The sequence below is a fragment of the Paraburkholderia sp. MPAMCS5 genome (genome assembly GCF_036016995.1).
Lineage (GTDB): Bacteria > Pseudomonadota > Gammaproteobacteria > Burkholderiales > Burkholderiaceae > Paraburkholderia.
In genome coordinates, this window is sequence record NZ_JAYXBK010000005.1 from 442,207 (window position 1) to 469,000 (window position 26,794).

Below are 26,794 nucleotides of genomic sequence, written 5' to 3' on the forward strand. Positions count from 1 at the left end.
TCTCAGGAGACTCACGTGTCATCTCAATCCGCCCGATCCGCTTCAGGCCCGGCAGCGCTTGCCTTGAACGGCGCGCAAGCCGCGTCGCAAAACTGCAAGGCGCGCCGTTATACGCAGCTCATGTTGCTGGTTCTCGCCGCAGGCGCAATTTACCCGATCCTGTATTTGCGGCAGGTCTATCAGCCGACGATGCTCGACGTGTTCCACATCACCGACAGTCAACTCGGTTACCTCTATTCGTCCCTCGGCACGATTTTTCTGCTCAGCTATCTGCCGAGCGGCTGGCTCGCGGATCGCATCGCGCCGCGCCTGTTGATCTGCTTTTCGCTGATCGCCACCGGCGTGCTCGGACTCTGGTATTCGACAGCGCCTTCATTCCCGATGTTGATGATGATCTTCGGCGGCTGGGGCTTGTCGACCGGCTTGACGTTCTGGGCCGCCGTCATCAAGCGCGTGACGATGATCGCGGGTGCCGGCGAACACGGCCGCTTCTTCGGTCTGCTCGACGGCGGCCGTGGGCTCATTGAAGCGCTGCTCGCCACCGTCGCGATCACGCTGTTCGCGTGGGCGACGCAGACCAAAGGCGAGCCGGCCGCGACCGGCTTCCGGATGGTCGTGTACCTGTACGCGTTCCTGTGCATCGCGCTCGGCGTCGTGCTCGCGCTCGTGAAGGACCCGCAAGGCGAGGATGGCGAGCACCGCGCGGCGCGCCCGCGCAGCAACGTGCTCGCCGATCTGGGAACGCTCGCCGCCATCCCCGAACTGTGGCTCGTCGCCGCGATCGTGTTCTGCGGCTATCAGGTGTTCTGGGCGACGTACAGCTTCTCCGCCTATCTGCATGAAGGCGATATTGGCCTGACGGTCGTCATGGCCGGCACGATCACCACGCTCAAGTTGTGGATGCGGCCAATCGGCGGTATCGGCGGCGGCTTTCTCGGCGACCGCTATTCGAAGGTGTCCGTGCTGGTGATCGCGCTCTTTCTCGCCGCGCTCTCGCTCGTCGGCCTGATGGCCGCGCCGCGTATTTCGAGCCATGTGCTGCTGGTGTTCCTCGTGCTGTTCATCGGCATTCTGACTTACGCGATTCGCGGGCTGTACTGGTCGCTGCTCGATCGCTGCAACATTCCGGCCGCCACCATGGGTCTCGCCATCGGCCTCATTTCCGTGCTCGGCTATTCGCCCGATGTGTTCCTGCCGCTCATCAACGGTTATCTGACACAGACGTTCCCCGGCGCCTTCGGCTATCAGCTGTATTTCGGCTATATAGCCGCGATGGCGACGCTCGGCGGCTTTGCCGGGCTCGCCCTGAGAAACATGCTCAACAGGAAAGAGGTTGCGTAAATGAAAGTTGTCTCGCTCGACACGTATGTCGTTGCCGTACCGCCGCCGCATGTGGGCGGCATGTACTGGATCTTCGTCAAGCTGAAAACGGATTGCGGCATTGAGGGCGTGGGCGAAATCTATTCGGCGACATTTCATCCGAAAGCCATGACGCCCATCATCGACGATGTCTTCGGCCGCTATCTGCTCGACAAAGACCCGCACCATATCGAGCGGCTTTGGCGCGAGGCCTATTCGAGCGGTTTCACGCAGCGCCCGGATCTGACGATGATGGGCGTGGTGAGCGGCCTCGAAATGGCGTGCTGGGACATCATCGGCAAGGCGGCGGGCAAGCCGGTATACGAACTGCTGGGCGGCATGGTGAACCCGCGTTTGCGCTCCTATACCTATCTGTATCCGAAAAACAGCCGTGGCGAATACGACTACGACGACCCCGACCTCGCCGCCGAATGCGCCGCGCAGAACGCGAAGCGCGGCTTCACCGCGGTGAAATTCGATCCGGCCGGTCCTTATACCGCTTACTCGGGGCATCAGCTATCGCTGGAAGTGCTGGACCGTTGCGAGACGTTCTGCCGCCGCGTGCGCGAAGCGGTGGGCAGCAAAGCCGACCTGCTGTTCGGCACGCATGGGCAAATGGTTCCTTCGTCGGCAATCCGGCTGGCGAAGCGCCTCGAAAAATACGACCCGCTCTGGTTCGAAGAGCCGGTGCCTCCGGGTCAGGAGGACGCCATGGCGCAAGTCGCGCGGCACACCAGCATTCCGATTGCGGCAGGCGAGCGTCTCACCACGAAATACGAGTTCTTCAAGCTGCTGCAAGCGGGCGCCGCGTCGATTCTGCAATTGAATGTGGCGCGCGTGGGCGGCCTGCTCGAAGCGAAGAAAGTCGCGGCGCTGGCCGAGGTGCATTACGCGCAGATCGCACCGCACCTGTACAACGGGCCGATTGGCGCGGCCGCGAGCATCCAGCTGGCAGCGTGCACGCCTAACTTCCTGATTCAGGAAAGCATCGGCACGTGGGACGGTTTTCACGCGGCCGTACTCAAAAAGCCCATTCAGTGGGAAGACGGCTACATCATTCCGTCGCGCGAGCCGGGGCTTGGCGTCGAACTGAACATGACGGTCGTCGCCGGGCACACGCCTTATACGAGCGAGCGTCTGCATCTGCAAATGGCCGCGCAACCCGCCGACGTGAAAGACCTCGCACCGGCCAAAGGCTGACCGCGGGTTCGGCCTCTCACCAGCATTCAATCCATTGAGCGCCGTCTGGCGACATAGAGCATGAACTACGATTACATTATCGTCGGCGCGGGTTCAGCGGGCTGCATCCTCGCTAATCGCCTGTCGGCGTCGGGCCAATACTCGGTATTGCTGCTGGAGGCGGGCGGCAAGGACACTTCGTTCTGGTTCAAGATTCCAGTGGGTTTCACCAAGACCTACTACAACGAGACCTACAACTGGATGTACTACAGCGAGCCCGAAAAGGAACTCGACAACCGGCCTCTGTATTGTCCGCGCGGCAAGGTTCAGGGCGGCTCGGGCTCGATCAACGCAATGATTTACGTGCGAGGCCAGCCGCGCGATTTCGACGATTGGGCCGCCGCTGGCAATCCAGGCTGGAGCTTTCGCGACCTGCTGCCGTATTTTCGCAAGCTCGAATCGCATCCGCTCGGCAACACGGAATATCACGGCGCTGACGGTCCGATCCGCATTTCGCCGATGAAAGCATCCGTGCATCCCATCTGCCGCGTGTTCCTGAAGGGTTGCGATCAGGCCGGCTATCGACGCAGCGACGACTTCAACGGCGCGCAGTTCGAGGGCGCGGGCATTTACGATGTGAACACGCGCAACGGTCAACGCTCGTCGAGCAGCTTCGAGTATCTGCATCCGGTGCTCGCGCGCGCGAACCTCAAGGTCGAGCACAATGTGCTCGTCAACCGCGTGATTTTCGCGGGCAAGCACCGCGCAATCGGCGTGAGCGTCATGCACAACGGCGCCGAGCGGCGCTTCATGGCGAACCGCGAGGTGATTCTGTCGGCGGGCGCGGTCGATTCGCCGAAGCTGCTGCAACTGTCCGGCATCGGCGACAGTGCGTTGCTCGCGAAACACGGCATTGCGGTCATCAACGAACTGCCCGCGGTCGGCCGGAATCTGCAGGACCATCTGTGCGTGAGCTTCTACTATCGCGCGAACGTAAAGACGCTGAACGATGAAATGCGTCCATTGCTCGGCAAGCTCAAGCTCGGGCTGCAGTATCTGCTGACGCGCAAGGGGCCGCTTGCAATGAGCGTGAATCAGTCGGGCGGGTTCTTCAGAGGCAGCGAGCACGAGACGCACGCCAACCTGCAGCTTTACTTCAACCCGCTGTCGTATCGCATTCCGAAGAGCAACAAGGCGAGTCTCGAACCGGAGCCGTATTCGGGCTTCCTGCTCGCATTCAATCCTTGCCGCCCGACGAGCCGCGGCTCGATCGAGATTGCCTCCGATCGCGCGGAAGACGCCGCGAAAATTTGCCTCAACGCGCTGACGACGCAACAAGACATCGACGAAGTCATTCAGGGCTGCGAACTGGTGCGCAAGGTGATGGCGTCCCCCGCGCTGCGCGACATCACCGTCGAGGAAATCTCGCCTGGGCCGCAGGTCACGACACGCGAAGACTTCCTGCGGTATTTCCGCGAGCAATCCGGTTCGATCTACCACTTGTGCGGCTCGTGCGCGATGGGCGACGACCGCCGCACATCGGTCGTGGACGCGCGTTTGCGCGTGCATGGCGTGGCGGGCTTGCGGGTGGTGGACGCGTCGATCTTTCCGAACATCACGTCGGGCAACATCAACGCGCCGACCATGATGGTGGCGGAAAAGGGCGCCGACATGATTATCGAAGACGCCGCGGCAGAAGGGGCAACGAGCGCGGAGAGCGCGGAGAGCGCGCACCTGGCCACCGCGGCTTGATGCGTCTCGATGCGGCATGGCGTGCTCGCCGGCAGGCTCGGCTCGACTTCACTCCAGGCGGAAGAACCCGCGCGGCGGCCACTATCGGAGCGGGAGCGGCACGGCGTTCTGTCAAAACGCCACGCCCGTCATTCAGGGTTGTCGAACGGCACGCTTTCCGACGTTTCGAGAGCCCGTTCGCCCAGCCAGATTTCCTCCTGCACCCAGTCGCGAAAAAGAGCGACATGGGGCAGTTCGTCCTGCTCCGAGCGCGTGACGAACCAATACGACTGGTGGCCGTCCACGTGCACGTTCAACACCTGCACGAGCTTTCCCTCCGCGAGTTCGCGCATGATCATGTGACGGTCGGCGATCGTCACGCCGAGGCCGTCGATGGCCGCGCGAATCGCGTGGTCAAGCAGATCGAATTCATAGCCGCCGCGCGTATCGACATTGTCGATGCCGGCCGCCTTCAGCCAGTGTTGCCACGTGAGATAGCGCTGGTCCGCGCGCGCCAGCACGTGCAGCAGCGTGAACTCGTTGAGATCGATCGAATCGCGGTCCGCCGCGCGCGCGAGCAACGCCGGCGAACAGACGGCGACGTGCCGCTCGTTCATCAACAGCCGGTTGTCGACACCTTCCCACTCGCCGTCGCCGAAACGGATCGCGCAGTCGAGCACGCCGGATTCGGCGAGGTTGTCATCGAGACGAGTGGACAGACTCAGTTCGAGATGCGGATGCGCGTCGCGCAAACGGCTGAGGCGCGGCATCAGCCAGCGGCTCGCGAAGGTGGGCGGCGCATTCAGCCGCAGGCGGTTGCGGTGCGTTTTGTCCTGCAGGCTGCGCACGGTCAGCTCGATCCGATCGAACGATTGCTGCAGCGCTTGCAAAAGCGCCCGTCCCGCGGCGGACAGTTCCAGATGATGATGATGGCGTTGCAGCAGCGTCTCGCCGATTTGCGCCTCGAGTTGGCGCACTTGCCGGCTCACCGCGCTTTGCGTGACGCTCAGGATTTCCGCCGCGCGGGTAAAGCTGCCCGTGCGGCCAGCCACTTCAAAGGCTTTGAGCGCGTTCAGCGCGGGCATTTTGCGTTTCACGATGTTGGACCGGAAGGGGCGCGCGGCGCGCGATGTGGCCGGTATTCTAGCTGGCGGCGCTGCCAGGGCGGGCGGCTTGACGCGAGCGCGGCGGCCCTTTTGTTCGCGGGGTTTTCAGGTCTGCGCAAAAGCGGAAGGCGCGGCGGACAAGCGGATTCGTCGACGAGCCGCGTTCTATCTTCCCGTGCAGGGAAATCAGTCGGCCAGACGCCGATCCGACAGCGCCTTCTCGCAATCCGCGAGAACCTGCCGGACGAGCCGCGCTTGCGGATCGAGCTCGTCGGTATCGAGAATTTCTTCGACGGCGTCGCGCGCCCAGTCGGTGTCGACGAAACGCGCGTGGCGGCGCGCGATTTCCAGCGCGGTGGCCGACAACTTCGCGATGCTGAGCCAGTCGGCTTCGCGGGCGCGCCGGTCGAGCCACTTGTGGGCGGCCTGCACGTGGAACGCGGCGTCGGGCCAGTCCTCATTGAGGTAATAAGCGCCGAGGCTGCCGCATGTGAGCCAGCACAACAGCTCCAGGCGGTCCCGCGGACTGAGAAGGTGGCGTACATCACTCATGGCGACGCTCGCTGCGGTAAAGTGCTTTCCGGTGGAAGGCGGCGGGCGACCGTCCTCCGCATTGATTAACAATATCACGCAGAATTCACCATCTGCAATTCCCGGGCGTACCCTGGCGCACGCGGCGCTGCGAGCGGCGTCCGCGCGGGCCGAAACGTCCGCCGGGGCGGCCTTCGGCGCGCTTTCCGCCTGCACGGCCGCGCCGCCGTGCTGACGCTGCGCCGCGCGTCGGAGCGCGAACGCATCGCGCGCCGACGTTATGCTTCCTTCCCAACCCTTTTATTTAGAAGACTCATGGTGCGGATACTCGGCAAGGCTTCATCGATCAACGTGCGCAAGGTGCTGTGGACGTGCGCCGAACTCGGGCTCGCGTTCGAGCGGGAAGACTGGGGCGCGGGGTTTCGCGCGACAAACGATCCGGGGTTTCTCGCGCTCAATCCGAACGCGATGGTTCCCGTCATCGAGGACGGCGACTTCGTGCTGTGGGAGTCGAACTCGATCATTCGCTACCTCGCCGGCCGTTATCGCGGCGAGTCGCTCTATCCGGGCGACGTCCGCGAGCGCGCCCGCTGCGACCAGTGGATCGACTGGCAGGCGAGCGAACTGAACCGCTCGTGGAGCTACGCGTTTCTTGCGCTCGTGCGCCACTCGCCGGCCCACCGCGATCCGCAGCAGATCGAGGCATCGCGCGCGAACTGGGCGAGGCACATGGCAATCGTGGAAGCGCAGTTGCGGCGCACGGGCGCGTTCATCTCGGGCGCGGCTTTTTCGCTCGCCGATATTCCGATCGCGCTGTCGGTGAACCGCTGGCTGGAAACGCCGTTCGAACACGACGATCTGCCCGCGGTTGCCGCTTATATGACGCGCCTCGCCGAGCGCGAAGGGTATCGGGCGTATTGCCGCAACGGCACGCCGTAAGCGCCCGACGAGAAAACACAGACAAAATAAAAACGGGGCCACGAAGGCCCCGTGACCGCTGTCGCCAGAATTCAGCGACAACTCAGCACAGATCCAGCATCAAACCTGAACCAGCCCCGGAATCTGCACATCGGGATTGACGTCGGCCTCATAATCCACGCCCGCGATCTCGAACCCGAATAGTCGCAGGAAATCGGTCTTGTAGCCGGCGAAGTCGGTCAGTTCGTAAATGTTGTCGTTGCTCACCTGGTTCCACATCGCCTGCACGCGGTTCTGCACGTCCGGGTCGAGTTCCTTGTAGTCGGCGCGCAGGCGTCCTTCGTCGTCGAGGTGCGGCGTCGCGCCGTACAGGCTCTCCTTGTAGAGGCCGTAGACCTGCTCGATGCAGCCTTCGTGCGTGCCTTTTTCCTTCATTACCTTGAAAAGCAGCGACAGATAGAGCGGCATCATCGGAATCGCGGAACTCGCCTGCGTGACCACCGCCTTCAGCACCGAGACGCGCGCGTCGCCGCCCTTGGCCGCGAGCTTCGCGCGAATGCCGAGCACTTTCTGGTCGAGGTCCTTTTTCGCCGCGCCGATCGAGCCGTTCCAGTAGATGTCGTGCGTGATCTTTTCGCCGAGGTAGGTGAACGCGGTTGTTTTCGCGCCGTCCGCGAGCACGCCGGCGTCGGCGAGCGCGTCAATCCACATCTGCCAGTCTTCGCCGCCCATCACCGCGACGGTGTGATCGATTTCGGTTTGCGTGGCCGGTTCGAGCACGGTTTCCTTGATGACTTCCTTGTCCGTGTCGATGCCGCGCAGGTTGACCGCGCGGCCGACCGGCTTCAGCGTGGAGGTGAACACTTCGCCGGTTTTCGGATGCGTGCGCTTGGGCGCGGCGAGGCTGTACACGACCAGATCGACCTGGCCGAGATCGCGCTTGATGATCTCGATGGTGCGCGCCTTCACTTCGTCGGAAAACGCGTCGCCATTGATGCTCGTCGCGTAGAGGCCTTCAGCGCCAGCGAATTTTTCGAAGGCCGCCGTGTTGTACCAGCCGGCCGTGCCGGCCTTGGTTTCGCTTCCGCCGCGTTCGAAGAACACGCCGAGCGTGGCCGCGCCGCAGCCGAACGCCGCGCTGATGCGCGCCGCCAGACCGTAGCCCGTGGATGCGCCGATCACGAGCACCTTCTTCGGGCCGTTGGCGATGGGACCGCGTGCCTTGACGTAGTCGATCTGTTCCTTGACGTTGGCCTCGCAGCCGGTCGGATGGGTGGAGACGCAGATAAAGCCACGCACGCGCGGTTTGATGATCATGAAGCACCTCTTGTCGGAATTGGCGACATTATAGTGGCCCGCGCTCGTCCCGGCGCGGCGCGCGGGATCGGCCGCCGGTCGCCACAATCGGGCACGAGCGGGCACAAGAGGGCACGAGCGGCCACGAGCGGGTATCTTCTGGCGGCGCCTGCGCCGCAAAAGTTCGCCGGCGCCGCACATCTTGGTAGGATTCAGCCTTTCCAGCAGACGGTAGCCAGTGTGAAGCGCCTTATTCCCATGTTTCTGGAGGCCCTCGAAAAAGGGTTGACCCGTGCGAATCCGCTTGTCGCACAAGCGTGGTGGCACGTGCGCCATCCGACCCCGCGCGGCGTGCTGAAGGCGTGCGCGGCGCTGCCGCTGGTGTTCGTGCTGTATGTGCTGATCCTGATTCCGTTCACGCCGGGCATCGGCGATATTCGCAAGGCCAAGATCGAGCAGCCCGCGCAGATTCTCTCGGCGGACGGCAAGCTGCTCGCCGAATTCAAGCCGTCGAATCGCGAGTGGGTGAAGCTCAAGGACATCTCGCCGAATGTGGTGAACGCGCTGATCGCCACCGAAGACCATCGCTTCTATCAGCATTTCGGCCTCGACTGGCGGCGCACGGCGTCGGCCGCGCTGCACACGTTTTCCGGCAACCGCCAGGGCGGCTCGACCATCACGCAGCAACTCGCGCGCAATCTGTATCCGGACGAAATCGGCCGCGCGCCGACGCTTACGCGCAAGCTGAAAGAGGCGATCACCGCGTTCAAGATCGAGGCGCTCTACACGAAGGACGAGATTCTCGAAACCTACCTGAACACGGTGCCGTTTCTGTACAACGCGTACGGCATCGAAATGGCGGCGCGCACGTACTTCGACAAATCCGCGTCGGACCTGAACGTGCTCGAAAGCGCGACGCTCGCGGGCATGCTGAAGGGCAACAGCTACTACAACCCGGTGCTCAATCCCGAGCGCGCATTGCAGCGGCGCAATACGGTGCTCGCGCAGATGGTGAAGTACGGCAAGCTCACGCCCGCCGCGTTCGAGACGCTCAAGCGCCGGCCGTTGCGCATCGACTTCGAACGGCAGACCGAGCCACCCGGACCCGCGCCGCATTTCGCGCAGCAATTGCGCAAGTGGCTCGCCGCGTGGGCCGATCGCAACGACTACAACATGTATGCGGACGGCCTCGTGGTGCGCACCACGATCGATTCGCGCCTGCAAACCATGGCAACGCAGGCGGTGACCTTGCAGGGCAATCAGTTGCAAGGCATCGCCAATGCGGCTTGGGGCAGCCGCGCCGGCTGCTCGAACGGCAAGGAACTGCTCGCGACCTTCCTGCGCGAAACGCCCGATTATCGCGCCGCGAAAGACGCGGGCCTGAGCGACGACGACGCGCTCAAGCGCGTGTGGTCCGACCGCCGCCTCGTGCAGTCGGTCTGCGAATCCAAGACGCGCGTGCAGGCCGATTTCCTCGCGATGGACCCGCGCAACGGGCAGATCAAGGCGTGGGTGGGCAGCCGCGATTTCAGCCAGGACCCGTTCGATCACGTGCAGCAGGCGCGCCGTCAGCCGGGCTCGACCTTCAAGCCGTTCGTCTACGCGGCGGCGTTCGAGGCGGGCGCGAAGCCGGGCGACACGTTCATCGATCAGCCGGTCGAAATCCAGCTGACGGGCGGCGAGGTCTGGCGTCCGAGCGACGAGGACGAGCCGAGCGAGCGTCCGATCACGCTGCGCGACGGTCTCGCCTATTCGCGCAACCGGATCACCGCGCAACTCATGCAAACCGTCGGCCCGAACAAGGTCGCGCGGCTCGCGCGCGCCATGGGCGTGCGCGACAGCCCGCTTGAGACGGTGCCGTCGCTCGCGCTGGGCACGAGCCCGGTCACGCTGAAGGAAATGGTGTCGGCTTACAGCACGATTGCCAACCTCGGCGGCTATGTGGAGCCGGTGATGGTCACGCGCATCGAGAACCGCAAGGGCGACGTGCTGGCCGAATTCGCTCCGGCGCCGCCGCAACAGGAACTGCCCGCCGACACCGCGCGCACGCTCGTCGACGTGATGCGCGACGTCGTGAGCCGCGGCACGGGCGCGGCGATCCGCAGCCGCTTCGGCGTACGCGGCGATCTGGCGGGCAAGACCGGCACGACGCAGGGCAACGCGGACGGCTGGTTCATCCTGATTCATCCGCAACTGGTGGCGGGCGCGTGGATCGGTTTCAACGACAGCCGCGTCACGCTGCGCAGCGATTACTGGGGGCAGGGCGCGCACAGCGCATTGCCGATTGTGGGCGATTTCTTCCAGCGCGCCGAGCGCTCGAAGCTGATCGACACGCGCGTGAAGTTCGCCACCGATCAGCAGCCGGGCTGGTTCGCCGCGCGCTCCGAAAGACTGCGCGACTGGTTCCGGAATCTGTTCCCGTCGACGTCGACGGTCAAGCCCGAGGCGCCCGTCGCGGCTCGCGGCGCGGTGAGGCGTGCGCCGGTGGTGGCGGCCGCGCCGGAATCCGCGTCGGCCGCTGCTTCGTCCGCGAGCGTGGCGCAGCGCCCGCTGCCGCCGCTGCTTTCCGCACCTGATGCCGCATCGGCGACGGCTTTCGCGAGCGAGCCCGTTCACGGCGAGGCGCGCGGCGCCGGCACGGCGGCCTCGGCGCCGACACCCACGCCGGACGACGTCGTACCGCCGGATGCGGTGGGCGCCGAAGCTCAGACGAGCGGCAACACCGCGTCGCCCTGACGGCTAGTATTCCGCGAAGCCCGCTCGCGCGTCCGTGTCGGGTTTCGCCACGCCCGCCGAGGTTTCGAGTGAAGGATCGTGATGCAGCAGCAGGGCGGCCGCCGCGCCGACAAGCCCCGCGCCCGCGAGACACAGCAGTCCCGCGCCGAAGCCGCCGGTGCTGTCCTTGATCCAGCCCATCGCGTAAGGGCCGAAGAATCCGGCCAGATTGCCGAGCGAATTGATCGCCGCAATGCCGCCCGCGGCAGCCGCGCCCGACAGGAACGATGCCGGCAAGGTCCAGATCACCGGCAGACAGCCGAAGATGCCGAAGCCGGCGATCGACAGCGCAATCATTTTTTCCACCGGATTGTCGAGCCCGGCCGAGGCCGCGATGCCGGCCGCCGCGACCGTCAGCGCGATTGCCACGTGACGCTTGCGTTCGAGCTTGCGGTCGGAGTGACGTCCCCAGTACAACATCGCGACCACGCCGACGATATACGGCAGCGACGTCACGAAGCCGGTCTGAAGGTTGGTCAAGCCAAAGGCCTTAACGATCTGCGGCAGGAAAAAGCTCAGGCCGTAATTCGTTGCGTTTGCACCGAAGTAGATGAGCGCGATGGCCAGCACGCGCGGATTGAAGAGCGCTTCTTTCACCGTGAAAGCTCGCGCGGCCTCGCGATGCTCGCGCTCCTGCTTCTGGCGCGCGACCAGCCAGTTGCGTTCGTCGGCGGCGAGCCACGTCGCGTCGGCGGGCTTGTCGGTCAGATAGAACAGCACGGCAATCGCGAGCAGCAGGGCGGGCAGGGCTTCGATCAGATAGACCCATTGCCAGCCGGCAAGGCCGCCGAAGCCGTCCATTGAAAGCAACGCGCCGGAAATCGGGCCGCCGATCACGGTGGACAGCGGAATCGCCGCCATGAAGTAGCCGACCACGCGGCCGCGATACGCCGCGGGAAACCACAATGTGAGCAAAAAGATGATGCCGGGAAAGAAGCCCGCTTCGGCCACGCCCAACAGAATGCGCAAGCCGTAAAACACATACGCCGGCGACAGCCCGGTGTAATGCGCGATATGTGGGATATACGCCATCGCGCCCGCGAGCAGGCCCCATGTGAACATGATTCGCGCGATCCAGCGGCGCGCGCCGAATTTTTCCAGCAGAAGATTCGACGGGACTTCGAAAAAGAAGTACGCAATAAAGAAAATGCCTGCGCCGAAGCCGAATGCGCTCGCGGACAGCCCGAGCGCCTTGTTCATTTGCAAGGCCGCGAAGCCGACGTTCACGCGGTCCAGATAAGCGATGAAGTAGCAGACGATCAGGAACGGCACGAGCCGAACCATCACACGTTTCATGGTACGTGTTTCGAGATCCATCAATGTCTCCTCCAGTTCAATGTCCGGATGGTTGTGCGGGGTCGTTACAGACTAGTCGCTCGCTCGCGATTCCGGAAGCGCTTTAAGCACTTCATGTGCGCCAAAACTCCGATTGCCGTCGATTGTTCAGGCAAAGGCAACAGTGTTTTCGATTCATGAGGCTGATTTCACGCGCGCAATTCCGGATAATTCCGGCTCGAAGAAAATCAGCCAACCCCTTTCGCGGCCTGGCCATGGGTTCATGCGTGTTCACGCGCGCGGCCGCGAAACGATCAGAAGAAAAGCAGGTGCATTATGTTCGACAAGCTTCGCGATCCGGCGCGTGTCGCCGTTGCCGCGCTCGCCGCAGGCGTTTTACTTGCTGGCTGCGCGTCCACGGGTCAGGTCGTCGCGACCGATAAACCCGGTACCTACACGGTCGCGGCAAGCGCGACGGGCGGCCGCATGGCATGGGCGCGCGCGCACGGCGAGGCGCTCAACGAGGCGCGCGATTACTGCGAGCATCTCGGCATGCAAAGCAGCATCGACGCGGAAACGGTGAGCGGGGTGGAGATGCTGACGACGCACGCGTCGTCGGTGAGCTTCGAATGTCATCCGAAGTTCTAGCGCGCGCTTGCCCGGCGCGACACGCCTGATTCGGGCGTCGCGCGGGGGCAGCCATTACTTCGTGTCGCTGACTGTGTGATGCCTGCTCCGCTTTTTGGTTTGCATGTCTAACTAAAAAATCAGGTTCTATTGGCAACCATCGACGCACCGTTTCCTTTGTCAGACGGATACCGTGGCATTCGTACAACTTCTCGCAGGCCAGCGTCGGGCCAAAATCGGTGTAACGGTCCCGAATGACCGACAGCGCCAGATCGGCCTTCGCTGGATCCAGCCGGTTGTTGCTGGGCATCGAGCGCCGGCGCGACACCAGACCAGCCGGACCCTGTTCGCGCAGTCGCGCAACCAGACGCCGGATCTGCCTTGTCGTCAGCCTGAGATGCCTCCAGCGCCGAGGTACCGGCCGCTAGTCAGCATACGCACCGCGAAAGCGGACATTTGAACCTTGGCTAGAAGCGGACATTACTAAAAAGCTCCTACAACGCTAACGTTGATAAATTATATTATGTCAAATACCAAACCTGCGAAGCGCCGCCTCAGGCGCCCCCGTTGGTTTGCACAAGTTTGTTCCCGCTCTTTCAGCGGAATCTCGTCCTTGGCCTTTCGGGCAAAATCTAACGCCCGTTGTGCCGATGCCAGCACATGCCACAAGACGCCGTCCCAAACGGCTGCGCAAAACCGTCCGTCCTGTTGAGCAAGCTGCCACTGCAAGATGGGACGCGTCGCGCCAGCGGGCATCGCTCACACGCCACCCGGGCCTCAGTCGTATGTCGGACCGAAGCTCGACGGCGTACTCATCGGCACGGTAGCCAAGCCTTGCGCGCCACCGGGCAACGCGCCAAATGCGGCGGAACGCACGCCGACTGTTGCGACTGTCGTTTCTATATTCCAGTAGACGTCGTCGGTGATAGTCGCCGGGGGTGGGACTCAGTTGATGTTCAGGTCTACTACGCCGCCCGGCCCCACCCGCAGGACCGGACGGCTGATCGATTCTGCCGGTTGCGTACGACTGACTGATCGTGCCGGAATGGGTGCCGGCGAGTCCACCTCCGCACGCATTGACGGTGTCGCCGCATCGCGACCATCGTAACGACCATCGGCTACACTCGACGCTCCAGCACGTCAGTCGCAGTCAGTCCCATGCAGTTCGAAGCGAACAGGCTCGCCGAACAGCGGATCGCCCGAAGCCCTCGGCTGAAGGATGCGTACGACGAGGATGCGATCACGACTCCCCTCCCCGTCAGCGCGCAAGCCATCACCGAAGCTGGGCATGAACCGAACATGCATGGCCGGCTTTCAAAAGTAGCGCCACCACATGAACCAAGTCGTCTCGTATGCTTCAATCCTGTCGATCCTGCTGATTTCCGTTTCGAGCAATCTCGACAATATCGGGGTGGGCGCCTCTTACGGCGTCAGGAAAATCAACATCCCCATCACCTCCAACCTGCTGATCGCGCTGGTCACTGCCACCGGTACATTTCTGTCCATTCTTCTCGGGCAAAGCGTTTACCTGTTCGCCAGCAAAAAAATGGATGGCTTGCTGGGAGGCGTCATCATCATCCTGGCGGGGCTCTGGGTCATCTTCCAGGAAAAGTGCTTGCACCGCGCCGTCGAGCCTCGGGAATCAGAGCCGATTATGAAAGCCGAGCCCTCCCGATACGGGTTACGCCATATCGCTCAGATTCTCGACAATCCGATCGTTGCCGACTGGGACTTCTCCGGCCATATCGACGTGAAAGAGGCGCTAGCGTTAGCGCTCGGCCTGAGCATCAATAACATTCCCAACGGCATCGGCGCCGGGATGTTGGGCTTGAACATCTACGCTATGACCGCCGTGGTTTTTGTCGCCAGCATCGTCATGATCTGGCTCGGCATCTACTTCGGGAGGGTGGGCGTGCGCTGGGCGGGAAGATCCGCCGGCGTGCTCTCCGGCGCGCTGCTGATTGCCGTCGGTCTCTATGAAATCTTCTTCTGACGACGACGCGAGCCACACCGGCAACGCCGCCACCTTTGGTCGTTCATTGCCGGAGGTCTGTGCACGACGCCGCCGTCAACGCGGGCGCATCGCGTCGCCCTTCCGTTGACCCAGCGCAACGAGCGTCCCGGCTACACGGGTAGGGTCGATAGCTCCATGGCCATCACCGTACCGAGATTTCAACATGAACAACTCCCACTACGCTCGCGCGCACCCGGTGGCGGATCAGGCTCGCGACGACACGCTCGCGCCAGCCCATTTCTATCTCGTCGGCGGCGGCATTGCGTCGCTCGCGGCCGCCGCATTCCTGATTCGCGACGCCGATGTGCCCGGCAGCCGCATCACGATTCTCGAAGCGCTCGGCAAGACAGGCGGCAGTCCCGCCGGTGCGGGTTCGCCCGATCGAGGCTACATCGTGCGCGGCGGGCGCATGCTCGAAAGCAAGTATCTGTGCACCTACGATCTGTTCGACTCGATTCCCACGCTCGACGGCCGCAGCAGCGTCACAAAGGAAATCTTCGACTGGAACGAGACGATCCGCACGTCGTCGAAAGCGCGGTTCGTGCGCGACGGCAAGTGCGAAAGCGCGCCGGCGTATGGGCTCGCCGAGACGCATCTGCTGACGCTCGGCCGGCTCTCGCTCGAACCCGAGGCACTGCTCGGCGACAGCCGCATCTCGGATCACTTCGCGCCGGATTTCTTCGACACGAACTTCTGGATCATGTGGTGCACGACGTTCGCTTTCCAGCCCTGGCACAGCGCCGCCGAATTCCGGCGTTATTTGCTGCGTTTCGCGCATCTGGCCTCGGGCTTGAACCAGTTGCACGGCGTCATGCGCACGGTCTACAACCAGTACGATTCGATGGTGCGGCCGCTGCGAAAATGGCTCGACGAACATGGCGTGATCTTTCGCCACGGCACGCGGGTCGTCGATCTGCGCCATGACGAGCGTGGCGAGCTGAAGCGGGTCGCCGCCATCGTGTGCGAACAGGACAATCGCCGCGCCGACATTGCGCTTGGCGAACGCGACAAGGTCATCGTCACGCTCGGCTCCATGACGGCGGGATCGAGCCTCGGCGACACGAATCGCGCGGCCGTCTTCAATCGCGACGACAGCAGCGGCGCCTGGGCGCTCTGGAAAACCATCGCCGCGGGACGTGATGAGTTCGGTCATCCGTCCGCGTTCGCCGATCACGTCGACGAATCGCGGTGGCTCTCCTTCACGGCGACGCTGCACGATCCGACACTGTTCCGCCTGCTCCGCGATCTCACCGGCAACGTGCCGGGAGAAGGCGGGCTGATTACCTTCGCGCAATCGAACTGGCTTGCGTCGATCGTGCTGCCGCATCAGCCGCACTTCATCGGTCAGCCGGACGACGTGCAGGTGTTGTGGGGTTACGGGCTCCTTGTCGACCGGCCGGGCAATTTCGTCGCCAGGCCCATGACCGAGTGCAGCGGCCGCGAGATCATGACGGAGCTGCTGGGTCATCTGCGTGTCGAAAACGAGGCTCAGCGCATTCTCGACGACGCGATCTGCCTGCCGTGCCTCATGCCGTTCATCACGAGCCAGTTCCTGCGGCGCAAGGGCGGCGACCGGCCGCACGTGGTGCCCGAGGGCTGGGCGAATGTGGCGTTCGTCGGCCAGTTCTGCGAGCTGCCGAACGACGTCGTATTCACGGTCGAGTATTCGGTTCGCTCCGCGCAGACCGCCGTCTACTCGCTGCTCGGTTTGAATCGGTCGGCTCCGGCCGTGTACAAAGGCTTGCACGATCCGCGCGTGGCTCATGGCGTGGCTCATGGCGTGGCTTCCGGTTTCCATCGCTGACGGCGACAATCTCCGTGCCGCCGCGCGCCTCGCGGCGGGTTCGCGTCCGCGACGCCGGGCGCGACTGATCGAGCCGGAAAATAAGCAGCACCCTATCAGCGGCAGGCTATCAGCAGCACCATGCCAGCGCCTCGTCACGCGCGAGGTGATGCTTCAATGCGCCGGCAAACAGTTCGAGCGATGCGGCCGCCGTCCCGTGCCGCACCGCGATTGCGCGCACCGTGCACTGCGCGACCGGCGCGTGGCCGCAAAGCGCGCGCATTTCATCGAAAACCGCTTGGGCGCCGCGCCCGCCAAGGCTGCAAAAAAACGCGATATGCCTGAACTTCCAGCGGTTTTCGGCCAGATACGCGCGCACCGGCGACGCCACCGCGCCCGCCCACACCGGGGTGCCCACGACCACGAGGTCGTACTGTGAAGCGTCGAGCGCTGGCGGGGCAATCGCCGCCAGACGCTTGCGCCACGAGTCGATCACGCAGCGCAGGTAGCCCAGCGCACCGCGACGCTCGGCACAATCGCGGATTTCCACGACATCGGCGAAGACCATGCTACTGAGCGTGGCGGCGAGCAGGCGCGTCGTACCGGTACGCGAGAAAAAGACAATCAGAACGCGGGGCTTCGACATGACTCGCTCCTTCCTTGACAAGCGCGCCGACGCGGGCGTCTTGCATGTCGGGAGCATAGGCGGCAAGGAGCGCCGCTTCATGACCCACGTCAAATAACGCCGTGACGCGCGGCGGCTCATCCGCCGTTGATCTGCGTCAACGAGGCAGAGGCCGGCGTTTCTAGACTCGAACTGATCTATGCGTACTTCATCGTCCTTTCTGGGAGCGTCTGCCATGAGCTACAAGACCATCGTCGTTCACCTCGACACGAGCCCGAATGCCCATCCGCGCCTCGAAACGGCGCTGGGTCTCGCCCGACAGTTCGGCGCGCATCTGACCGGCGCATTCGCCGTGTTCTCGCCCGAACCGCGTTCGCTTTATGTGATGGCCGGCACCGCGGATTACTACCGAGACCAGGAGGAAAGGCGCGAGGAGCGGCGCGCGGCGCTCGAACGGCTGTTTCATGCGGAGCTTCGGCGCGCGGAGGTCGAGGGCGAATGGATCGCCGTCGAGGAATCCGCCGGTTTCGCCGTGCCGCGCCTTGGCCGCTGCGCCGATCTGATCGTGGCCGGCCAGGACAACCTGCGCGACCCCGAATCGTATGTCGGCGATTTCTTCCCCGAAAACCTGATTCTGACGAGCGGCCGCCCAGTTTTGCTGGTGCCCTGCGCGCGCAACGAAAGATCGACGGGCAACCGGATACTCGTGGCGTGGGACGGTAGCCGCGAAGCCGCGCGCGCCGTGCACGACGCGCTGCCGTTCATGCGCGCGGCGCAAAGCATCACGATCCTGACGGTCAACGGCATGCACGAAGCCGGAACCGCGCGCATGCCCGGCGCGGAAATCGCGATGGCGATCGCGCGCCACGGCGTGCGGGTGGAAGTGGCCGACATCGAAACCGGCGCGGGAGGTTCGGTCGGCGAGGTGCTGCTTTCGCAGGTGGCCGACGGCGGCGTCGATCTGCTGGTGATGGGCGGCTACGGCCACGCCCGCTGGCGCGAACTGGTGATGGGCGGCGCCACGCGCACGATTCTCCAGTCGATGACCGTGCCGGTCCTGATGTCCCACTGAGTTGCACGCGCGTTGCCGGTTGCACATCGGCTGTCGGCCCCCGTCGGCCCGAAATGCGGGCGCCCTCGCCGACTCCATGAAGCCGCCGTCCGCCCGTGCCGCCGGGCGGCGCTGGCACGAAGCCGGCGTTTCCCGGACAATGAGCCTATATGCAAGCGGCGCGCGGTGCTTGGCATGTTTAGCGTGCTGGGCGTGCTGGGCGTGCTGGGCGTGCTGGGCGTGCTTGGAGGGCTTGGAGGGCTTCAGCGGCCGCGACCTGGCCGCGATTCAGCCGGCCGCCGTTGCCGCCTCGCCGTGCATGCTCGCGCATCGCGTCGCGTCGCGTCGCAGCGGCACGAAACCGCATCCCCAGCCGCCAACAATCATCCAAAGAGGCACCCATGCCCGTCAGCGGTAAAACGCCCACGCGGCGCCATGTCATGTCGCACGAGCGGTCCGGCCCGTTCGGCGCGCGGCCTGCCTTCGCGGCAGCGGCGGCATTCGTCGTGACACTGGCCGCCTTGCTGAGCGCGCGGCGCTGGTTCGATCCGGTGTTGCTCGTCAGCGTGGCAGCCGCCCTGCTTCTTGCCACGAGCGTCTTCCTGCTCGCACGCGCGCGCCGCGACGCCGCTTTGGCGCGCAGCGAAGCGAGCGCCTCCGGCAGTCAGTCGGGCGTGAACGAGGCGCGCATGATGGCGATCATCCGTTCTTCGATGGAAGCGATCATCACCATCGACGAACAGCAACGCGTCGTGCTCTTCAATCCGATGGCGGAACAGGTGTTCGGCTGCTCCGCGACGGACGCGCTCGGCGCCCCGCTCGCGCGCTTCATTCCGGAGCGCTTTCGCGCGGCGCACGCGCGGCATGTCGAGCAGTTCGGCGTGGCGGGCGTATCCGACCGGCAGATGGGCAGGCAGCGCGTGCTGTCGGGCTTGCGCGCCAACGGCGACGAATTTCCGCTCGAAGCCTCGATTTCGCAGATCCGCGACGGCGACGCGCGGCTCTACACGGTGATGCTGCGCGACGTCACGGAACGCGTGAAAGCCGAGCACGCCCAGCAACAGGCGCGCGAGGAACTGCGCGAGCTGTCGGCCAACCTGCAGAACATCCGCGAAGACGAGAAGACGCGCATCGCACGCGAATTGCACGACGACCTCGGCCAGCAGCTCACCGCGCTGAAAATGGACATCTCGTCGGTCGAACAGGCGCTGGAAGGCTCCGCGAGCGCGATGGTGCGCGACCATCTGCACGGCATGCGCCGCCTGATCGACGCGACGGTGGCGTCGGTGCGCCGCATCGCCGCCGATTTGCGGCCGGTCATGCTCGACGACCTCGGGCTGATTCCCGCCGTCGAATGGCTCGCGAACGACTTCACGAACCGCTACGGCATCGACGTCGCGCGCGACATCCAGACCGGCGACGCGCGCTTCAGCCCGGCCGGCGCCACCGCGCTCTTCCGGATCGTGCAGGAAGCGCTGACGAACGTCGCGCGTCATGCCGACGCCACGCTCGTCACGTTGAGCCTGCGCGCCGAAGACCACACGCTCGTGCTGCGCATCGCCGACAATGGCCAGGGCGCGCATCGCGCGGGCGAGGCGGCGGGCAAGTCGTTCGGTCTGCTCGGCGTGCGCGAGCGCGCGCATATGCTCGGCGGCGCCGTCGAAATTGAGACCGCGCAGGGCAAAGGCTTTGTGTTGACCGTCAGGATTCCATCGGAGACCGTGCAGATGCAGGAGCGGCAATCATGACCCAGGTTCTGCTCGCCGACGACCATGCGCTCGTGCGCGACGGTCTGCGCCATATCCTCCAGGGCGCGAGCGGCTTCGAAGTGGTCGGCGAAGCGAACGACAGCGCGAGCACCATCGCGCTGATCCGGGCGCGCGCGGCCGAGGTGCTGGTGCTCGATCTGTCGATGCCCGGCCGCAACGGCGTCGAGCTGATCAAGCAGATCAGGGAAGAACGGCCGGCGCTGCGCATCCTCGTGCTGACCATGCACGCCGAGCAGCAATACGCGGTGCGCGCGTTCAAGGCCGGCGCGTCCGGCTATCTCACGAAAGAAAGCGCGAGCGCGGAACTGGTGGCGGCCGTCACGAAGGTCGCCGCGGGCGGTGTCTATGTGAGCCTCGCGATGGCCGAACGCTTCGCGCAGAGCCTGAACGAGCCCGCCGATCTTTTGCCGCACCAGCGTCTGTCGGATCGCGAATTCGACGTCTTAAAGCGCATCGCCGCGGGTCAGACGATTACCCAGATCGCGGGCGAACTGTGTGTCAGCACGAAAACCGTCAGCACCTACAAGACGCGCATCCTCGAAAAAATGCAGATGCCGCACGACGCGGCGCTCGTGCGCTATGCCATGCGCCACAAGCTCGTCAGCGACGAAGAAGACGAAATCTGAGCGAGCGCGCAGCCCCGTTCGCGCGCGCCGATAGCTGATGCAGCCAATGTAGGAAAACCCCTACACAGCTTCTCACTTGCCTACTCGAAGAACGTTCAGCGCCGATTTTATTTTGAGACAGCGCGGCCGATACTTCGAGCCATGAACTCGAGCCCCGACCTTTCCGTCCTGCGTGTTTTTCTCGTCGACGACGCACTCTTCGTGCGGCGCCGCCTTGCCGCACTGTTCGGCGCGCTCGATGGCGTGCGGATTGTCGGCGAAGCCGAGGAGTCAGCGGCGGCGTTCGCGGGCATCGAGACCAGCGCGGCCGGTCTGGTCGTGACGGAGTTGCATCTGAGCGGCGGCACCGGCATGGAGTTGCTGGCCCTGCTCGCACAACGCCTGCCGCACGTGATCGTCATGGTGCTGACAAACCGTTGCGGCGCAGGATTCCGGCGCGCCTGCCTGACTAGCGGCGCCCACTACTTTTTCGACAAGACTCGCGAATTCGAACTCGCGCGCAGCACGGTCCAGCGGATCGCGAGCGAACACCGTGCACGCGCCCTCTATCAAACCGGAGCCGATCATGTCTGACGTTGCCGCTTATCCGCTCACGTCGTTGCCCGCTTCACCGTCCGCTTCACCGTCCGCTTCACCGCCCGCTTCACCGCTCCTTTCGCGGAAAATCCTATTGCTCGACGCAGCGCCGTCGCGAGCAACCGGCAAGCCAGCCGAGTGCGCGCCACGCAAGGACGCCTCGCGCCACGCCCTGCGCTGCGGATCGTGCTCGATGCGCGCGATCTGCATGCCGCCAGGTCTGACGGCCGAGGAATTGCAGCAGATCGAATCGCTGATTTGCCCGTCGCGGACGATCAAACCAGGCGAGACGATCTATCGCGCGAGCGATGCGTTCCACAGCATCTATGCCGTGCGCGCCGGCTCGTTCAAGACGGTCATCATGCATCGCGACGGCCGCGAGCACGTGACGGGCTTTCATCTCGCGGGCGACTCGCTGGGACTCGACGGCGTGTGCTCCGGCCAGCATAACTGCGACGCCGTGGCGCTCGAAGACAGCAAGGTGTGCATCATCCCGTTTAACCGGCTCGAAACAATGTGCCGCGAGCTCAAGGCCGTGCAGCAGCACGTGCATCGCTTGATGGGCGGCGAGATCGTGCGCGAATCGTCGCAGATGATGCTGCTTGGCACGATGTCCGCCGAACAGCGCGTCGCGACGTTTCTGCTGAATCTGTCGGATCGGCTGAGACAGCGCGGCTATTCGCCGGCCGAATTTCATCTGCGCATGACGCGCGAGGAAATCGGCAGCTATCTCGGCATCAAGCTCGAAACGGTGAGCCGGATGCTGTCGCGGTTCCAGCGCGAACGACTCATCGACGCACGCGGCAAGAACATCCGCATTCTGGACCACGACGGTCTCATGCGTGTGTGACGGCGAGCACTGCCGCGCCCGTCACGCGGCCATCACGTAGATCGCCCAGCGCGCGATTGGCATCCGTCAACGCGTAAGTCGTGGTTTGCAGCGCGAGGCGCGTTTCACTCGCGATGCGCATGAAGGCCAGCCCGTCGTTGCGGGTCAGATTCGCGACCGATACCACGCGCCGCTCGCCCCACAAAAACGAATAGGGGAACGACGGAATATCGCTCATGTGGATTCCCCCGCATACCACCACGCCGCCTTTCGCGACGGCTTGCAACGCTTGCGGAACGAGCGAGCCCACCGGCGCGAACAGCAAGGCCGCGTCGAGTTCGTCGGGCGGCGCCTCGTTGCTGCTGCCCGCCCACGCGGCGTTCAGCCGAAGCGCGAGTCGCTGCGCCGCGTGATCGCCGGGCCGCGTGAACGCATACACCGTGCGCCGCTGATGATGCGCCACTTGCGCGACGATATGCGCCGCCGCGCCGAAACCATAAATGCCGATGCGCGCTGCCTCGCCCGCCATGCTCAAGGCTCGATAGCCGATGAGACCGGCGCATAGCAACGGCGCCGCCTCGATATCGCTGTACTGCGCGGGCAAGTGAAAGCAATAGCGGCTGTCAGCGACGGTGCGTTCGGCATAACCGCCGTCGATCGTGTAGCCGGTGAAGCTTGCGTCGTCGCAGAGATTTTCGCGCGCCGACAGGCAGTAGCGGCAATGCGCGCACGTGCGGCCGACCCACGGCACGCCGACCCGGTCGCCGACGGCGAAGCCCGTCACGCCCGCGCCCAGTTCCGCGACGATGCCGACGATTTCATGGCCCGGAATCACCGGCCGTTTGGGATGATCGAGTTCGCCATCGACCAGATGAAGATCGGTGCGGCACACGCCGCACGCGTGAATGTCGATCAGCATCTGGCCGGGGCCGGGCGTGGGATCGGGCATCTCGTCTTCACGCAGGATCGGGGATTCGCCGTCGAAAATCATGGCGCGCATGGGAGGTTTCCTTGTGCTTCTGTGAGTGACGCGGCGCTGGGCGCGTATTGCCAAATCGGTGGCGAATCGGTGGCAACTCAGTCGCAACTCAGTCGCAACTCAGTCGCAACTCACTCGCAACTCACTCGCAACTCACTCGCAAAAACGAAAGTAGCCGCTGTGCAGCAGCATCGGCTTGGCGCCGATCTCATGGAGCAGGTTCCTTGCCGCGTGCTCGATAGGATGCCGGTTCGATTCGAATGCCGCGAGCAGATCGTCTTCGCGCAGTGAGGCGGCGCCGAAGTGGTCCTCCAACGCCTGCGCAGTAATCGCGCACTGCACGCGCTTGCCATCCACTTGCGCCGCAAACGCGACGACGAGATCGCGCGCGCAGTACTCCGGACACTCAGCGGGAAAGTAGATTTTCACGAGGGCCACCTCAATGAAGGGCGCGTGCGGGCGGTGCGCCTTTCATCAGCATAGGAGTTGGCGGCAGTAGGTCAAATTCATCCGGCGCGTGTGGGTTGATCGAGGTCAACGGCGGCGTGATGGACGATCGTACATTGAACGCGTTCCTTCATACCGGAGCGCGTGCCAGGAATGCCCGTTTACGTCGCGGCGTGCCAGCATGGATGGCGTTCGCGCTGTATGTCGCGGCCCTGCGCCCCGAGCCGGAACCGGCCGCGGTCGAACACCATATCGATCGACGACTCACGAGCGCAAACTTCGCACCCGTACGGAACGCCGCAATTCCACACCGAACAGGCCATTTTTTCCCGATTTCTGCTCTTTCAATCAGCGGCGTTTCATCACGCAAACCACGAGCGCAGCTTTCAGCATGAACCCGCCCCCCTTCCCTCACTCGCTTAACCGCCCTCCCCGCGACACCATCCCGCATAAACCACCTCGAAAGATTTGACGCCGATATTGGCTCGTATATGCTGGCAAATAGGCGATCGTCTTTCCGGCTCGAAAAAGCGCTTCAAAATAGCCAAAAAACGATCCCGAACGTCCTGTTTCTTTAAGCGCCCCGTGCGTAGTTCAAGCAGGTCGTTCAATACCTTTAACGTCGCCAGTCGAGTGTAATCGTGAGAGTCCGTGGCCCTTTCGTGAGATGGAACCGCAGTCAGGCGAGTTGTCCTCGCGCTGACCGCGCCATCGGCGACGGCAGCAGCGGCAGCCTTGCGTTGCGTCGCTTTCTGTCTGTCTTCACCATCCTGTCGCGTCGTTCAGTTCGACGTCACAACTCCATTTCCGCGCGCGCCTTCATCGCCGTGCGGACGGACGAAGTCGCGTCGCTGCTTCCCTAGCGCCTCCCTCCTCGTTGCCGTTCGATTCGTCCGTTGGCTTGAACGCGCTCGCCTGAGTCGCGCGTTTTCGCGCGAGCCGGGCTTGCTCTCGTGCAAGCGTTTCGCGCACGTCCGTTCAGTCGCGCATCGCAACGGACCGTATCGAACAGCAAATCTGATCGTCACGCGCGGCGCATTCCGTTGACGGCCACCGCCTTCGCGCTTCCGGTAGCCTGACGCAACGCGTCCACGCTTTTAGACGTTTCTCGCGCCGCGTCTCACGGCTGAACACACATATCTATTCGTTATGCGAACTAAACCTGTTGTCGGCATCAGTGCCGATAGAACGACGATAGGACATCACCCGTCGCACGTGGTCGGCGAGAAGTACATCGCCGCCATCGTGGACGGCTCGCACGCGCTCGCCCTGCTGTTGCCCGCGCTCGGCGAGCGCCAGCCCGCAAAGGAGCTTTTGTCGATAGTCGACGGCCTGCTGTTCACGGGAAGTTACTCGAACATCGAGCCGCATCGCTACGGTGACGAACCCAACGAACTCAACGACGCAAACACGCCCGCCACCCTGCGCGACCCCGCCCGCGACGCAACCACGCTTGCGCTCATGCGCGCCGCGATCGATGCGGGCGTACCCGTGCTCGCCCTATGCCGCGGCTTCCAGGAAATGAACGTGGTGTTCGGCGGCACGTTGCATCAAAACGTTCACGCGATGTCGGGTTTTAACGACCATCGCGAGAACAAGGGCGACAGTCTGGACGTGCAATACGCACCGTCGCATTCGATCTCGCTCACTCAAGGCGGCGTGCTGCAACGCCTTGCCGGCGGCGCGAACGAAGCCCGCGTGAATTCGCTGCACGCGCAGGGCATCAGGCGATTGGGCGCGGGCCTCGCGATCGAAGCTACCGCGACGGACGGACTGATCGAAGCCGTCAGCGTGAAGGATGCGCGCGCTTTCGCGCTGGGTGTGCAGTGGCATCCGGAGTGGAAGCACGCGAGCGACGCGCTCTCGTCCGCGATCTTTCATGCGTTCGGCGAAGCCTGCCGCGAACAGATGCGCAGCAAACGCAGCAAACGCAGCAAACAGAGTGAGAACAATCATGCATGACATCGACGATTTTCTGAAGAAGCACCACGTCACTGAAATCGAGGCGATCATTCCCGACATGGCGGGCATCGCGCGCGGCAAGATCATTCCGCGCAGCAAGTTCGAATCGGGCGAGTCCATGCGCTTGCCGCAAGCAGTGATGATCCAGACCGTCACCGGCGAGTATCCGGACGACGGCACGCTCACCGGCGTCACGGACCCTGACATGGTGTGCGTGCCCGACGCCACGACGATCCGCATGATTCCATGGGCAGTCGATCCGACTGCCCAGGTGATTCACGATTGCGTCCACTTCGACGGCACGCCCGTTGCGATCTCGCCGCGCCGCGTGTTGCGCCGCGTGCTCGAACTCTACAAGGCAAAAGGCTGGAAGCCCGTCATCGCGCCCGAACTGGAGTTCTATCTGGTCGACATGAACAAGGACCCGGACTTGCCGCTGCAACCGCCCATCGGCCGCACCGGGCGCGCGGAAACCGGTCGTCAGGCTTATTCGATCGAGGCCGTCAACGAATTCGATCCGCTCTTCGAAGACATCTACGAGTACTGCGAGGTGCAGGAACTGGAAGTCGATACGCTGATTCACGAGGTGGGCGCCGCGCAGATGGAAATCAATTTCATGCACGGCGATCCGCTGAAACTCGCGGACAGCGTGTTCCTCTTCAAACGCACCGTGCGTGAAGCCGCATTGCGTCACAAGATGTACGCGACCTTCATGGCGAAGCCCATGGAAGGCGAACCGGGCTCGGCCATGCACATGCATCAAAGCCTCGTCGACCAGGAGAGCGGCCACAATCTCTTCACCGGAACCGACGGCAAACCGACCTCGCTATTCACGAGCTATATCGCCGGCTTGCAAAAGTACACGCCCGCGTTGATGCCGATTTTTGCGCCTTATATCAACTCTTATCGGCGTCTGTCGCGCTTCATGGCCGCGCCGATCAACGTCGCCTGGGGCTACGACAATCGCACCGTGGGCTTTCGCATTCCACATTCGGGGCCGGCCGCGCGCCGCATCGAAAATCGTATTCCGGGCGTGGACTGCAACCCGCATCTCGCGATTGCGGCAACGCTCGCGGCCGGTTATCTCGGCATGACGCAGAAACTCGAAGCAACCGAGCCATTGCTCAGCGACGGTTACGAACTGCCGTACCAGTTGCCGCGCAACCTCGAAGACGGCCTGACCTTGATGGCCGCCTGCGAGCCGATTGCCGAAGTGCTCGGCGACAAGTTCGTCAAAGCCTACCTCGCTCTGAAGGAAACCGAATACGAAGCGTTCTTCCGCGTGATCAGTTCATGGGAACGCCGGCATTTGCTGCTGCACGTCTAACGCCAACGC

Annotated in this window: 24 protein-coding genes and 1 pseudogene; 17 read left to right on the plus strand and 8 right to left on the minus strand. The window is 63.8% G+C overall.

All coding sequences use genetic code 11. The annotated features are described in order from the left end of the window. Nucleotides 1–120 precede the first annotated feature (120 nt). From VOM14_RS14850 to VOM14_RS14860, 3 genes are read left to right on the plus strand one after another with little or no spacing between them, the layout of a single operon-like run. Nucleotides 121–1,341, plus strand: coding sequence for an MFS transporter (locus tag VOM14_RS14850; RefSeq protein WP_442955544.1), 1,221 nt, complete (start codon nucleotides 121–123; stop codon nucleotides 1,339–1,341). Further along, on the plus strand, nucleotides 1,342–2,559 hold the full coding sequence (locus VOM14_RS14855) for a mandelate racemase/muconate lactonizing enzyme family protein (RefSeq protein ID WP_327629462.1): 1,218 nt from the start codon (nucleotides 1,342–1,344) through the stop codon (nucleotides 2,557–2,559). It begins immediately after the preceding gene. Between the two features lie 60 nt (nucleotides 2,560–2,619). Continuing rightward, entirely contained in the window at nucleotides 2,620–4,290 is a 1,671-nt protein-coding gene (locus tag VOM14_RS14860) for a GMC family oxidoreductase (RefSeq protein ID WP_327629463.1), read from the plus strand. 128 nt (nucleotides 4,291–4,418) lie between these two features. On the opposite strand, the gene VOM14_RS14865 is transcribed toward VOM14_RS14860, so the two are convergent. Both VOM14_RS14865 and VOM14_RS14870 read right to left on the minus strand, forming a co-directional pair. After that, nucleotides 4,419–5,354: a LysR substrate-binding domain-containing protein gene (locus VOM14_RS14865; RefSeq protein WP_327629529.1), complete on the minus strand. Its 936-nt coding sequence runs from the start codon at nucleotides 5,352–5,354 to the stop codon at nucleotides 4,419–4,421. 207 nt (nucleotides 5,355–5,561) lie between these two features. Further along, nucleotides 5,562–5,927, minus strand: a complete 366-nt coding sequence (locus VOM14_RS14870) for a hypothetical protein (RefSeq protein ID WP_327629531.1) — start codon at nucleotides 5,925–5,927, stop codon at nucleotides 5,562–5,564. Between the two features lie 294 nt (nucleotides 5,928–6,221). Here VOM14_RS14870 and VOM14_RS14875 point away from each other — a divergent pair, with 294 nt between their 5' ends. Beyond that, nucleotides 6,222–6,845, plus strand: coding sequence for a glutathione S-transferase family protein (locus VOM14_RS14875; RefSeq protein ID WP_327629464.1), 624 nt, complete (start codon nucleotides 6,222–6,224; stop codon nucleotides 6,843–6,845). Nucleotides 6,846–6,944: 99 nt separating this feature from the next. On the opposite strand, the gene fabV is transcribed toward VOM14_RS14875, so the two are convergent. Further along, nucleotides 6,945–8,141 (minus strand): enoyl-ACP reductase FabV, encoded by a 1,197-nt coding sequence (gene fabV / locus VOM14_RS14880; protein ID WP_327629465.1) that lies wholly within the window; start codon nucleotides 8,139–8,141, stop codon nucleotides 6,945–6,947. Between the two features lie 219 nt (nucleotides 8,142–8,360). Here fabV and VOM14_RS14885 point away from each other — a divergent pair, with 219 nt between their 5' ends. Then, nucleotides 8,361–10,856, plus strand: a complete 2,496-nt coding sequence (locus tag VOM14_RS14885; RefSeq protein ID WP_327629466.1) for a penicillin-binding protein 1A — start codon at nucleotides 8,361–8,363, stop codon at nucleotides 10,854–10,856. 3 nt (nucleotides 10,857–10,859) lie between these two features. On the opposite strand, the gene VOM14_RS14890 is transcribed toward VOM14_RS14885, so the two are convergent. Then, nucleotides 10,860–12,212 carry an MFS transporter gene (locus VOM14_RS14890; protein ID WP_327629467.1) on the minus strand — a complete coding sequence of 451 codons (1,353 nt, stop codon included), beginning with the start codon at nucleotides 12,210–12,212 and terminating at the stop codon, nucleotides 10,860–10,862. A gap of 294 nt (nucleotides 12,213–12,506) precedes the next feature. Between VOM14_RS14890 and VOM14_RS14895 the strand changes: the two genes are divergently transcribed. Continuing rightward, nucleotides 12,507–12,818 carry a hypothetical protein gene (locus tag VOM14_RS14895; protein WP_327629468.1) on the plus strand — a complete coding sequence of 104 codons (312 nt, stop codon included), beginning with the start codon at nucleotides 12,507–12,509 and terminating at the stop codon, nucleotides 12,816–12,818. Between the two features lie 130 nt (nucleotides 12,819–12,948). Here the strand turns inward: VOM14_RS14895 and VOM14_RS14900 are convergent. Continuing rightward, nucleotides 12,949–13,203, minus strand: a pseudogene (locus VOM14_RS14900) (helix-turn-helix domain-containing protein); the annotation flags it as partial. Nucleotides 13,204–14,130: 927 nt separating this feature from the next. Between VOM14_RS14900 and ytaF the strand changes: the two are divergent. After that, nucleotides 14,131–14,790 (plus strand): sporulation membrane protein YtaF, encoded by a 660-nt coding sequence (ytaF, locus tag VOM14_RS14905; protein ID WP_327629469.1) that lies wholly within the window; start codon nucleotides 14,131–14,133, stop codon nucleotides 14,788–14,790. 184 nt (nucleotides 14,791–14,974) lie between these two features. Further along, nucleotides 14,975–16,615: an oleate hydratase gene (locus tag VOM14_RS14910; RefSeq protein ID WP_327629470.1), complete on the plus strand. Its 1,641-nt coding sequence runs from the start codon at nucleotides 14,975–14,977 to the stop codon at nucleotides 16,613–16,615. A gap of 109 nt (nucleotides 16,616–16,724) precedes the next feature. Here VOM14_RS14910 and VOM14_RS14915 read toward each other — a convergent pair whose 3' ends face one another. After that, the gene (locus VOM14_RS14915; RefSeq protein WP_327629471.1) at nucleotides 16,725–17,240 is read right to left on the minus strand and encodes a flavodoxin family protein; all 516 of its coding nucleotides are present in this window, start codon (nucleotides 17,238–17,240) and stop codon (nucleotides 16,725–16,727) included. 214 nt (nucleotides 17,241–17,454) lie between these two features. Here VOM14_RS14915 and VOM14_RS14920 point away from each other — a divergent pair, with 214 nt between their 5' ends. The 5 genes from VOM14_RS14920 to fnr all read left to right on the plus strand — a co-directional run bounded on the left by VOM14_RS14920 (nucleotide 17,455) and on the right by fnr (nucleotide 22,091). After that, nucleotides 17,455–18,291, plus strand: a complete 837-nt coding sequence (locus VOM14_RS14920; RefSeq protein WP_327629472.1) for a universal stress protein — start codon at nucleotides 17,455–17,457, stop codon at nucleotides 18,289–18,291. 380 nt (nucleotides 18,292–18,671) lie between these two features. After that, nucleotides 18,672–20,018, plus strand: a complete 1,347-nt coding sequence (locus tag VOM14_RS14925; protein WP_327629473.1) for a PAS domain-containing sensor histidine kinase — start codon at nucleotides 18,672–18,674, stop codon at nucleotides 20,016–20,018. Continuing rightward, a complete protein-coding gene (locus VOM14_RS14930; protein WP_327629474.1) occupies nucleotides 20,015–20,665 on the plus strand; it encodes a response regulator transcription factor in 651 nt (216 codons plus the stop codon). Before VOM14_RS14925 ends, VOM14_RS14930 begins: the two co-directional genes overlap by 4 nt. A 141-nt stretch (nucleotides 20,666–20,806) precedes the next feature. After that, nucleotides 20,807–21,238, plus strand: coding sequence for a response regulator (locus VOM14_RS14935; RefSeq protein ID WP_327629475.1), 432 nt, complete (start codon nucleotides 20,807–20,809; stop codon nucleotides 21,236–21,238). Beyond that, a complete protein-coding gene (gene fnr, locus VOM14_RS14940) occupies nucleotides 21,231–22,091 on the plus strand; it encodes a fumarate/nitrate reduction transcriptional regulator Fnr (RefSeq protein WP_327629476.1) in 861 nt (286 codons plus the stop codon). The genes VOM14_RS14935 and fnr overlap by 8 nt, the downstream gene beginning before the upstream one ends. Here fnr and VOM14_RS14945 read toward each other — a convergent pair. After that, nucleotides 22,078–23,070, minus strand: coding sequence for a zinc-dependent alcohol dehydrogenase family protein (locus VOM14_RS14945; RefSeq protein ID WP_327629477.1), 993 nt, complete (start codon nucleotides 23,068–23,070; stop codon nucleotides 22,078–22,080). The two genes, fnr and VOM14_RS14945, sit on opposite strands and share 14 nt — an antisense overlap. Before the next feature lie 132 nt (nucleotides 23,071–23,202). Next, nucleotides 23,203–23,478, minus strand: a complete 276-nt coding sequence (locus tag VOM14_RS14950) for a DUF1488 domain-containing protein (protein ID WP_327629478.1) — start codon at nucleotides 23,476–23,478, stop codon at nucleotides 23,203–23,205. A 95-nt stretch (nucleotides 23,479–23,573) separates the two neighbouring features. Here VOM14_RS14950 and VOM14_RS14955 point away from each other — a divergent pair, with 95 nt between their 5' ends. The 4 genes from VOM14_RS14955 to VOM14_RS14965 all read left to right on the plus strand — a co-directional run bounded on the left by VOM14_RS14955 (nucleotide 23,574) and on the right by VOM14_RS14965 (nucleotide 26,785). After that, nucleotides 23,574–23,891: a hypothetical protein gene (locus tag VOM14_RS14955; RefSeq protein WP_327629479.1), complete on the plus strand. Its 318-nt coding sequence runs from the start codon at nucleotides 23,574–23,576 to the stop codon at nucleotides 23,889–23,891. A gap of 246 nt (nucleotides 23,892–24,137) precedes the next feature. After that, nucleotides 24,138–24,359, plus strand: a complete 222-nt coding sequence (locus tag VOM14_RS31420; protein ID WP_414696227.1) for a hypothetical protein — start codon at nucleotides 24,138–24,140, stop codon at nucleotides 24,357–24,359. 286 nt (nucleotides 24,360–24,645) lie between these two features. After that, entirely contained in the window at nucleotides 24,646–25,458 is an 813-nt protein-coding gene (locus tag VOM14_RS14960; protein WP_327629480.1) for a gamma-glutamyl-gamma-aminobutyrate hydrolase family protein, read from the plus strand. Further along, a complete protein-coding gene (locus tag VOM14_RS14965; RefSeq protein ID WP_327629481.1) occupies nucleotides 25,451–26,785 on the plus strand; it encodes a glutamine synthetase family protein in 1,335 nt (444 codons plus the stop codon). Before VOM14_RS14960 ends, VOM14_RS14965 begins: the two co-directional genes overlap by 8 nt. Nucleotides 26,786–26,794 lie beyond the last annotated feature (9 nt).

What these genes read in the sequence shown, in the direction of transcription:
- VOM14_RS14910 (WP_327629470.1), top strand. Translation starts at nt 14,975, where the DNA reads ATGAACAACTCCCACTACGCTCGCGCGCACCCGGTGGCGGATCAGGCT.
- ytaF (WP_327629469.1), top strand. Translation starts at nt 14,131, where the DNA reads ATGAACCAAGTCGTCTCGTATGCTTCAATCCTGTCGATCCTGCTGATT.
- VOM14_RS14875 (WP_327629464.1), top strand. Translation starts at nt 6,222, where the DNA reads ATGGTGCGGATACTCGGCAAGGCTTCATCGATCAACGTGCGCAAGGTG.
- VOM14_RS14960 (WP_327629480.1), top strand. Translation starts at nt 24,646, where the DNA reads ATGCGAACTAAACCTGTTGTCGGCATCAGTGCCGATAGAACGACGATA.
- VOM14_RS14925 (WP_327629473.1), top strand. Translation starts at nt 18,672, where the DNA reads ATGCCCGTCAGCGGTAAAACGCCCACGCGGCGCCATGTCATGTCGCAC.
- VOM14_RS14945 (WP_327629477.1), bottom strand. Translation starts at nt 23,070, where the DNA reads ATGCGCGCCATGATTTTCGACGGCGAATCCCCGATCCTGCGTGAAGAC.
- VOM14_RS14865 (WP_327629529.1), bottom strand. Translation starts at nt 5,354, where the DNA reads ATGCCCGCGCTGAACGCGCTCAAAGCCTTTGAAGTGGCTGGCCGCACG.
- VOM14_RS14870 (WP_327629531.1), bottom strand. Translation starts at nt 5,927, where the DNA reads ATGAGTGATGTACGCCACCTTCTCAGTCCGCGGGACCGCCTGGAGCTG.
- fabV (WP_327629465.1), bottom strand. Translation starts at nt 8,141, where the DNA reads ATGATCATCAAACCGCGCGTGCGTGGCTTTATCTGCGTCTCCACCCAT.
- fnr (WP_327629476.1), top strand. Translation starts at nt 21,231, where the DNA reads ATGTCTGACGTTGCCGCTTATCCGCTCACGTCGTTGCCCGCTTCACCG.
- VOM14_RS14890 (WP_327629467.1), bottom strand. Translation starts at nt 12,212, where the DNA reads ATGGATCTCGAAACACGTACCATGAAACGTGTGATGGTTCGGCTCGTG.
- VOM14_RS14850 (WP_442955544.1), top strand. Translation starts at nt 121, where the DNA reads ATGTTGCTGGTTCTCGCCGCAGGCGCAATTTACCCGATCCTGTATTTG.
- VOM14_RS14915 (WP_327629471.1), bottom strand. Translation starts at nt 17,240, where the DNA reads ATGTCGAAGCCCCGCGTTCTGATTGTCTTTTTCTCGCGTACCGGTACG.
- VOM14_RS14965 (WP_327629481.1), top strand. Translation starts at nt 25,451, where the DNA reads ATGCATGACATCGACGATTTTCTGAAGAAGCACCACGTCACTGAAATC.
- VOM14_RS14935 (WP_327629475.1), top strand. Translation starts at nt 20,807, where the DNA reads ATGAACTCGAGCCCCGACCTTTCCGTCCTGCGTGTTTTTCTCGTCGAC.
- VOM14_RS14855 (WP_327629462.1), top strand. Translation starts at nt 1,342, where the DNA reads ATGAAAGTTGTCTCGCTCGACACGTATGTCGTTGCCGTACCGCCGCCG.
- VOM14_RS14930 (WP_327629474.1), top strand. Translation starts at nt 20,015, where the DNA reads ATGACCCAGGTTCTGCTCGCCGACGACCATGCGCTCGTGCGCGACGGT.
- VOM14_RS14860 (WP_327629463.1), top strand. Translation starts at nt 2,620, where the DNA reads ATGAACTACGATTACATTATCGTCGGCGCGGGTTCAGCGGGCTGCATC.
- VOM14_RS14895 (WP_327629468.1), top strand. Translation starts at nt 12,507, where the DNA reads ATGTTCGACAAGCTTCGCGATCCGGCGCGTGTCGCCGTTGCCGCGCTC.
- VOM14_RS14920 (WP_327629472.1), top strand. Translation starts at nt 17,455, where the DNA reads ATGAGCTACAAGACCATCGTCGTTCACCTCGACACGAGCCCGAATGCC.